We start from the raw sequence: 10709 nt of genomic DNA on the forward strand, positions 1-10709 counted from the left end.
CCGCGAAGTCTTCCACGCCCTCAGAACCGACCTACTCCGGGCTTGACGAACTATAGGACCGTCGCCGCACATCCCCTCGGCAGGGTTCGGCCCGTTTCGACTCGTCGCTTCGCTCCTCGCTCAACGACCGGGTGGTGGGGCGTACACCCCGGGCGGGTCCACACCCCTCGGTCGTTGAGCGAGCGGAGCGAGTCGAAACGCCGCACATCCGCACGGCAGGGTTTGGCCCGTTTCGACTCGTCGCTTCGCTCCTCGCTCAACGACCGGGGGCGCACACCGCGGCACCAGGGTCGGTTCCCTCAATAGGCTGAGCGGATGGAACGCCGAGGGGTCGCACTCGCGGGGGTGACCACGGCACTGGTCGGCTTCGCGAGCTCGTCCGCCGTCGTGCTCGCTGGGCTGCAGGCCGCGGGCGCGTCGCCCGCGCAGGCAGCCTCGGGGCTCGTTGCCCTGTGCCTCACCCAGGCGCTCGGCATGCTCTGGCTCGTGCAGCGCACGAAGCTGCCCGTCGTCCTCGCCTGGTCGACTCCGGGTGCGGCGCTGCTGGCGGCGGGAACGGTTCCGGATGGCGGATGGCCCGCCGCGGTGGGAGCGTTCGCCATCGCCGGCGTGCTCATCGTCCTCACTGGCTTGTGGCCGGCGCTCGCCCGCGCCGTCGGCGCGATTCCGGCGACCATCGCCCAGGCGATGCTGGCCGGCGTGCTCGTCGCCCTGTGTCTCGCCCCGGTGCGCGCGCTCGTCGACCAGCCCCTCGACATCCTGCCGATCGTGCTCGTGTGGCTGGTGCTGATCCGGTTCGCGCCGACGTTGGCCTCGCCCGCGGCGTTCGCGGTCGGCCTGATCGTGCTCGGCGTGGAGGCAGCGCTGCACGGCGGCGTCGACGGGCCGGTGCTTCCCGCGCTCGAGCTGGTGCCTCCGGCCTTCACCTGGCAGGCGGCGGTGGGCATCGCCCTGCCGCTGTACGTCGTCACGATGGCGTCGCAGAACGTGCCCGGATCGGCCGTGCTCGCCTCGTACGGATATCGCGTTCCGTGGCGCGAGAGCATGGTCGTCACCGGCGTCGGCACGCTCGCCGGCGCGCCCTTCGGCGGCCACGCGATCAACCTGGCGGCGATCACGGCCGCGCTCGCCGCGTCGCCCGACACGCATCCGGATCCGTCGCAGCGCTGGCGGGCGGTGCGCGTCTCGGCGCTCGTCTACCTGGTGCTTGCCGCGCTGTCGACGGCGCTTACGACCCTTGTCGGCGTCGCGCCCGGCGTGCTCGCCGCGGTGGCCGGCCTCGCGCTGCTGCCGACGCTCGCGTCATCGCTGCGTGCGGCGATGGCGGAGGAGGGAGGACGGATCCCGCCGGTCATCACCTTCGTCGTCGCCGCGAGCGGCATCTCGGTGCTCGGGGTGGGCGCCGCGTTCTGGGCGCTGCTCGCCGGGCTCGTCGCGCACGTGCTGCTGCGCCGCCGCTGATCCGTCGCCCGCGAGACTGCACCCGGCTGCCGAGGCTGCACGTGGCGGCCGACACGGCGTGTGGCGGCCGCAGTCTCGCCCGCGCGCTGCAGTCTCGCCCGCGCGCTGCAGCGCGGCCCGCGGCCCGCGGCCCGCGGCCCGCGGCCCGCGGCCCGCGCGCCCGGCCTGCCGTCGCGCGCGTCAGAGCGACTTCGCGAGCAGCACCTCGGCCTCGCGATATCCGAGGTTCCGGTAGAGGGGCCGCGCCGCATCGTTCGATCCGAACACGTGCAGGCCGATCGACTCGGCGCCGACCCGGCGGGCCTCTGCCTCGGCTGCACGCATGATCGCGGCGCCGTATCCGCGGCGACGGTGCGCTGCTTCCACCCGCAGTTCGAGGACGAACACGTGCGGTCCGGTCGAGCGCCGCATGATCGACAGCCACAGGATGCCGACGGGCTCGTCGACGCCCTCGGCGTGCGCGACGAACAGCAGCTCGTCCTCGGTGTCGAGCCCATCCGGCAGGGCCTCGGCGGTCTGGCGTGCAGACTCCGCGCGAGCCGCCGCGGGGGAGAAGAGGCCCTCGCGGGCGAGATCCTCGGCGAACTCCTCGATGAGGCGGTGCTCGAACGCGGCGTACTGCTCCGCCGACATGCGCGCGAGTCGCACGATGCCGGCATCCCGCGGCTCGGGCAGCGGTGCCAGGAGCATCTGCACATCCGTCGCCCGGTATCCGCGTCCGTCGAGCATCGCCCAGCCCGCGGCATCCTGGGCGAACAGGTCGATCCGCAGGATGTTCGCCCCCGCCTCGGCCGCGTGAGTCTCGACGAGTTCCAGCGCCGCGGCGGGATCCTCGGCGCGCAGGTCGTAGAGCAGGCCGCGCACCTCGTCGTCCTGCGGGCGAACCTCCAGCCACGCGGATCCCACCACGCGCCCGCCGTCGCGCACCTCCAGCACGTGCTGGAACTCCGACGCGATCCCCTCCGGGAACCGGGAGCGCAGGATGCCCTCCGCCTCCTCGGCGGCCTCCGTCGGCGGCCGCATCCGCGACTCGCGGCGCAGCGCGGCCATCCGCGTGACGGTCTCGGCGCGCCACGCGTCGAAGCGCTCGGCGGCCATCGGCTCCAGGCTCAGCGTCACGCGCCAGACCCTACCGCCCGCGAGAATCCACCTGCGCGCCGAGAATCCGCGGGGGCCGGGATTGTCCGCGCGGGCGTGGATTCTCGCGGCCGGCGACCGGGAGCAGCGGCCCCGATCCGCCCGGCCGGCGCGGGTTTATACCCGAGGTTCAAGCGTTGGTCAAGGAACCGCTGGACAACGCGTGTCGTGCGGCCTATAGTAGGTATTTGCGCCTCTTGGATCCCCCATGCCTTCATATGGTGGTCGGCTGGTGCTCTCGATCCCCGCAGATAGCGGCGCGGGTCGCGGCACAACGGGACTGATCCAGGCGCACCTCACCTGTCGACAAGGAACTTATGGCCCCCGCCCGGGCTCATGGAGGTTATCCCCTTGGCTGCTGCGCGCAACGCATCTACCACCACCCCCAAGAACGGCCGCGGAGCATCCCGCCTCTCGTTCGCCAAGATCTCTGACACGCTGACGGTCCCCGACCTCCTCGCGCTGCAGACCGAGTCCTTCGACTGGCTCGTCGGCAACGACGCCTGGAAGGCTCGCCTCGCCGAGGCCGAGGCCGAGGCCGCCGGTCGCACCGACATCGCCGTGAAGAGCGGACTCGAGGAGATCTTCGAGGAGATCTCCCCGATCGAGGACCTGAGCGAGACGATGCAGCTCTCGTTCACGAACCCGTACCTCGAGCCGGAGAAGTACTCGATCGAGGAGTGCAAGGACCGCGGCAAGACCTACGCGGCCCCGCTCTACGTCGAGGCCGAGTTCATGAACCACCAGACGGGTGAGATCAAGACCCAGACGGTGTTCATGGGCGACTTCCCGCTCCAGACCGACAAGGGCACGTTCATCATCAACGGCACCGAGCGTGTTGTGGTGTCGCAGCTCGTGCGCTCTCCCGGTGTCTACTTCGACAAGACCCCCGACAAGACGTCCGACAAGGACATCGTGTCGGCGCGCGTCATCCCGAGCCGCGGTGCGTGGCTCGAGTTCGAGATCGACAAGCGCGATCAGGTCGGCGTCCGCATCGACCGCAAGCGCAAGCAGTCGGTCACGGTCTTCCTCAAGGCTCTCGGCCTGACCAGCGAGGACATCCTCGCCGAGTTCGCCGGCATCGAGTCGATCGAGGAGACGCTCGCGAAGGACACGATCCTCACCAAGGAGGACGCGCTCCGCGACATCTACCGCAAGCTGCGTCCGGGCGAGCAGGTCGCCGCCGAGGCCGCCCGTGCGCTGCTCGACAACTTCTACTTCAACCCGAAGCGCTACGACCTGGCCAAGGTTGGTCGCTACAAGATCAACCAGAAGCTCGGGATCGACCGCCCGCTGAGCGACTCGGTGCTGACCGTCGACGACATCGTCGCGACGATCAAGTACCTCGTCCGCCTGCACCGCGGCGACGAGACCTTCGAGGGTCTGCGCAACGGTCAGAAGGCCGAGCTGCGCCTGTCGGTGGATGACATCGACAACTTCGGCAACCGTCGCATCCGCGCGGTCGGCGAGCTCATCCAGAACCAGGTCCGCACCGGTCTGTCGCGCATGGAGCGCGTCGTCCGCGAGCGCATGACCACGCAGGACATCGAGGCGATCACGCCGCAGACCCTGATCAACGTGCGTCCCGTCGTGGCCGCGATCAAGGAGTTCTTCGGCACGTCGCAGCTGTCGCAGTTCATGGACCAGAACAACCCGCTCGCGGGCCTGACCCACAAGCGCCGCCTGTCGGCGCTGGGCCCGGGCGGTCTGTCGCGTGAGCGCGCCGGCGTCGAGGTCCGCGACGTCCACCCGTCGCACTACGGCCGCATGTGCCCGATCGAGACGCCGGAAGGCCCGAACATCGGTCTGATCGGCTCGCTCGCCTCGTTCGCGCGGATCAACTCGTTCGGCTTCATCGAGACGCCGTACCGCCGTGTCGTGAACGGCAAGGTCACGGATGACATCGACTACCTCACGGCTGCCGAGGAGGAGGCGTACATCGTCGCCCAGGCCAACGCGCCGCTGAAGGCCGACGGATCGTTCGCCGAGGACCGCGTGCTCGCACGTCAGGTCGGCGGCGAGGTCGACCTGGTCCCCGCCGAGGAGATCGGCTACATGGACGTCTCGCCGCGCCAGATGGTGTCGGTCGGTACGTCGCTGATTCCGTTCCTCGAGCACGACGACGCGAACCGCGCCCTCATGGGTGCGAACATGCAGCGTCAGGCTGTTCCGCTGCTGCGTTCGGACTCGCCGTACGTCGGCACGGGTATGGAGAACTACGCCGCGATCGACGCCGGTGACACGATCATCGCCGACAAGGCCGGTGTGGTCGTCGAGGTCTCGGCCGACTTCGTCCGCCTGCAGCTCGACGAGGGCGGCACGCGCGACTACTTCCTGCGCAAGTTCGACCGCTCGAACCAGGGCAACAACTACAACCAGCGCGTGATCGTCGACGCGGGCGACCGCATCGAGGTCGGCGAGGTCATCGCGGATGGCCCCGCCACCCAGAACGGCGAGCTCGCCCTGGGCAAGAACCTCCTCGTGGCCTTCATGAACTGGGAGGGCTACAACTACGAGGACGCGATCATCCTCAGCCAGAACCTGGTGAAGGACGACACCCTCACCTCGATCCACATCGAGGAGTACGAGGTCGACGCCCGCGACACCAAGCTGGGCAAGGAGGAGATCACCCGTGACCTCCCCAACGTCAGCCCCGAGCTGCTGAAGGACCTCGACGAGCGCGGTGTCATCCGCATCGGCGCCGAGGTGCGTCCCGGCGACATCCTCGTCGGCAAGGTCACGCCGAAGGGCGAGACCGAGCTGTCGGCCGAGGAGCGTCTGCTCCGCGCGATCTTCAACGAGAAGAGCCGCGAGGTCCGCGACACGTCGCTGAAGGTGCCCCACGGTGAGCAGGGAACCGTCATCGCTGTCAAGGAGTTCAACGCCGAGGAGGGCGACGACGAGCTGGGCTCGGGCGTCAACCGCCGCGTTGTGGTCTACATCGCCCAGAAGCGCAAGATCACCGAGGGCGACAAGCTCGCCGGCCGCCACGGAAACAAGGGCGTCATCTCGAAGATCCTGCCGGTCGAGGACATGCCGTTCCTCGCCGACGGCACGCCGGTCGACATCATCCTGAACCCGCTCGGCGTCCCCGGTCGAATGAACTTCGGCCAGGTCCTCGAGCTTCACCTCGGATGGATCGCGTCGCAGGGCTGGAAGATCGAGGGCAACCCTGAGTGGGCCGCGCGGCTCACTGAGGCCGCCCGCGAGGCCGCCCCGGGCACCAAGGTCGCCACCCCGGTGTTCGACGGTGCGCACGAGGCGGAGCTCGCCGGTCTTCTCGACTCGACGCTGCCGAACCGCGACGGCGACCGCCTCATCGACAGCACGGGCAAGACCCAGCTGTTCGACGGCCGCTCGGGTGAGCCGTACCCGTACCCGATCTCGGTCGGCTACATGTACATCCTGAAGCTGCACCACCTCGTGGACGACAAGATCCACGCGCGCTCGACGGGTCCCTACTCGATGATCACGCAGCAGCCGCTGGGTGGTAAGGCGCAGTTCGGTGGACAGCGCTTCGGCGAGATGGAGGTGTGGGCCCTCGAGGCCTACGGCGCCGCCTACGCCCTGCAGGAGCTCCTGACCGTCAAGTCCGACGACATCCTCGGCCGCGTGAAGGTGTACGAGGCCATCGTCAAGGGCGAGAACATCCCTGAGCCCGGTATCCCGGAGTCGTTCAAGGTGCTGATGAAGGAGATGCAGTCGCTCTGCCTGAACGTCGAGGTCCTCTCGGCCGACGGCACGGCTGTGAACCTCCGCGACACCGACGACGAGGCCTTCCGCGCAGCGGAGGAGCTCGGCATCAACATCTCGTCCCGCTTCGAGTCCGCCTCGATCGACGAGATCTAAGCCCGGCCGATACAGAAGATTTCCAAACAGGAGAATCAATTGCTCGACGCAACCACTTTCGATGAGCTTCGCATCGGCCTGGCCACCGCCGACGACATCCGTCGTTGGTCCTTCGGTGAGGTCAAGAAGCCCGAGACCATCAACTACCGCACCCTGAAGCCGGAGAAGGACGGTCTGTTCGGTGAGCAGATCTTCGGACCCTCCCGCGACTGGGAGTGCGCCTGCGGCAAGTACAAGCGCGTGCGCTTCAAGGGCATCGTCTGCGAGCGCTGCGGTGTCGAGGTCACCAAGTCCTCGGTCCGTCGCGAGCGCATGGGCCACATCGAGCTCGCCGCGCCCGTCACGCACATCTGGTACTTCAAGGGCGTTCCCTCGCGCCTCGGCTACCTGCTCGACATGGCGCCGAAGGACCTCGAGAAGGTCATCTACTTCGCCGCCTACATGGTGATCTCGGTGGACGCCGACGCGCGTCACCGCGACATGCCGACGCACGAGAACAACCTGCGTCTCGAGATCAAGAACATCGGCGACCGCCGCGATGCCCGCATCGCGGAGCGCCTCCAGAAGCTGGAGGAGGAGCTCGCCGCTCTCGAGGCCGAGGACGCCAAGGCCGACCAGAAGAAGAAGGTCAAGGACGCCGCCGAGAAGGAGATGGCGACGATCCGCAAGCGTGCGGACGAGCAGGTCGCCAAGCTCGAGCGCATGTGGGACGAGTTCCGCAACCTCGAGGTCGGCCAGCTCAAGGCGGAGGACGACGTCTTCCAGGAGCTGCAGGACCGCTTCGGTCAGTACTTCGAGGCCCACATGGGTGCGGAGTCGATCCAGCGTCGCCTTGCCGAGTTCGACCTTGCCGCCGAGGCCGATTCGCTGCGCCTGCAGATCGCCGAGGGCAAGGGCCAGCGCAAGATCCGTGCGATCAAGCGCCTGAAGGTCGTCAACTCGTTCCTGCAGACCGGCATGTCGCCGGCCGCGATGGTCCTGGACGTCGTCCCGGTCATCCCGCCGGAGCTGCGCCCGATGGTCCAGCTGGACGGTGGCCGCTTCGCGACCTCCGACCTGAACGACCTGTACCGTCGCGTGATCAACCGCAACAACCGCCTCCGTCGCCTGATCGACCTCGGTGCCCCCGAGATCATCGTCAACAACGAGAAGCGGATGCTGCAGGAGGCCGTCGACGCGCTGTTCGACAACGGCCGCCGCGGTCGCCCCGTCACCGGCACCGGCAACCGCGCCCTGAAGTCCCTGAGCGACATGCTCAAGGGAAAGCAGGGTCGCTTCCGCCAGAACCTGCTCGGCAAGCGCGTCGACTACTCGGGCCGTTCGGTCATCGTCGTCGGCCCGCAGCTGAAGCTGCACCAGTGTGGTCTGCCCAAGCAGATGGCGCTGGAGCTGTTCAAGCCGTTCGTGATCAAGCGCCTGATCGACCTCGGTCACTCGCAGAACATCAAGGCCGCCAAGCGCTCGGTCGAGCGCACGCGTCCCGAGGTCTGGGACGTGCTCGAGGAGATCATCCGCGAGCGTCCTGTGCTGCTGAACCGTGCTCCCACGCTGCACCGCCTGGGCATCCAGGCGTTCGAGCCGCAGCTCGTGGAGGGCAAGGCCATCCAGCTGCACCCGCTCGTGTGTGCCGCGTTCAACGCCGACTTCGACGGTGACCAGATGGCCGTCCACCTCCCCCTCTCGGTGGAGGCGCAGGCCGAGGCGCGCATCCTGATGCTCGCGTCGAACAACATCCTGAAGCCGTCGGACGGCCGCCCGGTGACCCTGCCCGCGCAGGACATGATCATCGGTCTGCACCACCTGACGACGCTGAAGGACGGCGCCAAGGGCGAGGGCCGCGTGTTCGGCTCGGTCGCGGAGGCGACGCTGGCGAAGGACGAGGGCACCCTCGACCTGCAGGCGAAGATCCGCATCCGCATCCCGGGTCTGACGTTCCTCGAGGGTCAGGCGCCCGAGGGCTACGAGCGCCACGGCCTCGTCGACACCTCGCTCGGCCAGGCGATCTTCAACGACCAGATGCCCAAGGGCTACCCGTTCGTGCGCGAGCAGGCTGACAAGGGCAAGCTGTCGCAGATCGTCAACAAGCTGGCCGAGGAGTACCCGAAGACCGAGGTCGCGGCAACCCTCGACCGCGTCAAGGACGCCGGTTACTACTGGGCGACGCGCTCGGGCATCACCGTCTCGCTCAGCGACGTCATCACGCCCTCGAACAAGGGCGAGATCATCGCCAAGTACGAGAAGCAGGCCGCGAAGGTCACCTCGCAGTACGAGAAGGGCCTCACGACCGACGTCGAGCGTCGCCAGGAGCTCATCAAGATCTGGACCGAGGCCACCGACGAGGTCCAGAAGGAGATGCGCGCCAGCTTCCCCGAGGACAACACCATCAACCGCATGGTGTCGTCGGGTGCTCGTGGTAACTGGCTGCAGATCCGGAACATCGCCGGTATGCGCGGTCTCGTGAACAACCCCAAGGGTGAGATCATCCCCCGTCCGATCATCTCCTCGTACCGCGAGGGTCTGTCGGTGGCGGAGTACTTCATCGCGACGCACGGTGCCCGTAAGGGTCTGGCCGACACGGCCCTCCGTACGGCCGACTCGGGTTACCTCACGCGTCGTCTCGTGGACGTCTCGCAGGATGTCATCATCCGCGAGGAGGACTGCGGCACGTCGAAGGGCCTCGAGTACCCGATCGCCGCGTTCGACTCGACCGGCACGCTGGTCAAGGACGCGAACGTCGAGAACGCCGTGTTCGCCCGCACCCTCGCGGTCGACGTGGTCGCCGAGGACGGCACCGTCCTCGCCGCCGCCGGCTCGGACGTGGGCGACGTGCTCATCGACAAGCTGGTCGAGGCGGGCATCGAGTCGATCAAGGTCCGCTCGGTCCTCACCTGCGACTCGGCCGTCGGCGTGTGCGCGAACTGCTACGGCCGTTCGCTCGCCACCGGCAAGCTCGTCGACATCGGCGAGGCCGTGGGCATCATCGCGGCCCAGTCGATCGGTGAGCCCGGTACGCAGCTGACGATGCGCACCTTCCACACCGGTGGTTCGGCGTCGGCGGATGACATCACGCAGGGTCTTCCCCGCGTGCAGGAGCTCTTCGAGGCCCGCACCCCCAAGGGTGCGTCGCCGATCGCCGAGGCCGCCGGCCGCGTCACGATCGACGAGACCGAGAAGGCCAAGAAGGTCATCATAACGCCCGACAACGGCGATGAGCCGGTCGTCTACCCGGTGCTGAAGCGTGCGACGCTCCTCGTCGAGGACGGCCAGCACGTCGAGGTCGGTCAGCCCCTCCAGGTCGGCACGCTCGACCCGAAGGAGATCATGCGCGTGCAGGGTGCCCGCGAGGTGCAGAAGTACCTCGTCGGCGGCGTGCAGGGCGTGTACCGCTCGCAGGGTGTGCCGATCCACGACAAGCACATCGAGGTCATCGTGCGTCAGATGCTGCGGAAGGTCACCGTGGTCGACCACGGCGAGACCGACCTGCTGCCTGGCGAGATGGTCGACCTGCGTCGCTACCAGGACATCAACCGTGCGGCCGTCGGCGAGGGCAAGCGCCCCGCCTCGGGTCGTCCGGAGCTGATGGGTATCACGAAGGCGTCGCTCGCGACGGAGTCGTGGCTGTCGGCCGCCTCGTTCCAGGAGACGACGCGCGTCCTCACCGAGGCCGCCATGCAGGGCAAGCGCGACCCGCTCGTCGGCCTCAAGGAGAACGTGATCATCGGAAAGCTGATCCCCGCCGGCACGGGCCTTGCGAAGTACCGCAATGTCACGGTCGAGGCGACGGAGGAGGCGAAGAGCGAGCGGTACCCCAACCGCATCTTCGCGTCGGATGGCGCCTTCGCCGAGGGCGACTACAGCTACGTCGACTTCGACGCGTTCTCGACGGACGACTTCACGCCCGGTACCTACAACTGAGTGTGACGTTCTAGACAAGAGGGTCCCGGCTTCGGCCGGGGCCCTCTTGTCGTTCGCGCCCCCTGCTCGTTGAGCGACGAGCGCCCCACCCCCCTTGTTCGTTGAGCGACGAGCGCCCCACCCCCTTGTTCGTTGAGCGACGAGCGCAGCGAGGAGTCGAAACGCCCCGAACTCTGCCGCGGGTCGTCTCCGTCGTTTCGACTCGCTTCGCTCGCTCAACGACCCGGGGGTGCAGTGCCCCCACCCCCCTTGTTCGTTGAGCGACGAGCGCAGCGAGGAGTCGAAACAGTGAGGATGTTTAGTGGGTTCCTCGGGGCGCGTTCTGACCTGAGTCGAAACTGACGCCG

4 protein-coding genes are annotated in these 10709 nt (G+C 68.1%); 3 read left to right on the forward strand and 1 reads right to left on the reverse strand.

The features are described 5' to 3' along the window. Window positions 1-315 precede the first annotated feature (315 nt). On the forward strand, window positions 316-1461 hold the full coding sequence (locus ABD161_RS07010) for a benzoate/H(+) symporter BenE family transporter (protein ID WP_344001002.1): 1146 nt from the start codon (window positions 316-318) through the stop codon (window positions 1459-1461). A gap of 180 nt (window positions 1462-1641) precedes the next feature. On the opposite strand, the gene ABD161_RS07015 is transcribed toward ABD161_RS07010, so the two are convergent. Further along, a complete protein-coding gene (locus ABD161_RS07015; protein ID WP_344001004.1) occupies window positions 1642-2580 on the reverse strand; it encodes a GNAT family N-acetyltransferase in 939 nt (312 codons plus the stop codon). A gap of 369 nt (window positions 2581-2949) precedes the next feature. Here ABD161_RS07015 and rpoB point away from each other — a divergent pair, with 369 nt between their 5' ends. After that, entirely contained in the window at window positions 2950-6447 is a 3498-nt protein-coding gene (gene rpoB, locus ABD161_RS07020; protein ID WP_344001006.1) for a DNA-directed RNA polymerase subunit beta, read from the forward strand. Window positions 6448-6486: 39 nt separating this feature from the next. After that, complete coding sequence (locus tag ABD161_RS07025) at window positions 6487-10362, forward strand: DNA-directed RNA polymerase subunit beta' (protein WP_344001008.1); 3876 nt, start codon at window positions 6487-6489, stop codon at window positions 10360-10362. Window positions 10363-10709 lie beyond the last annotated feature (347 nt).

Origin of the sequence: Microbacterium paludicola (assembly GCF_039529675.1) — a bacterium.
GTDB lineage: Bacteria > Actinomycetota > Actinomycetes > Actinomycetales > Microbacteriaceae > Microbacterium > Microbacterium paludicola.

Bases quoted from the DNA above. Each gene is read 5' to 3' on its own strand.
- ABD161_RS07010 (WP_344001002.1), top strand. From the start codon at position 316: ATGGAACGCCGAGGGGTCGCACTCGCGGGGGTGACCACGGCACTGGTC.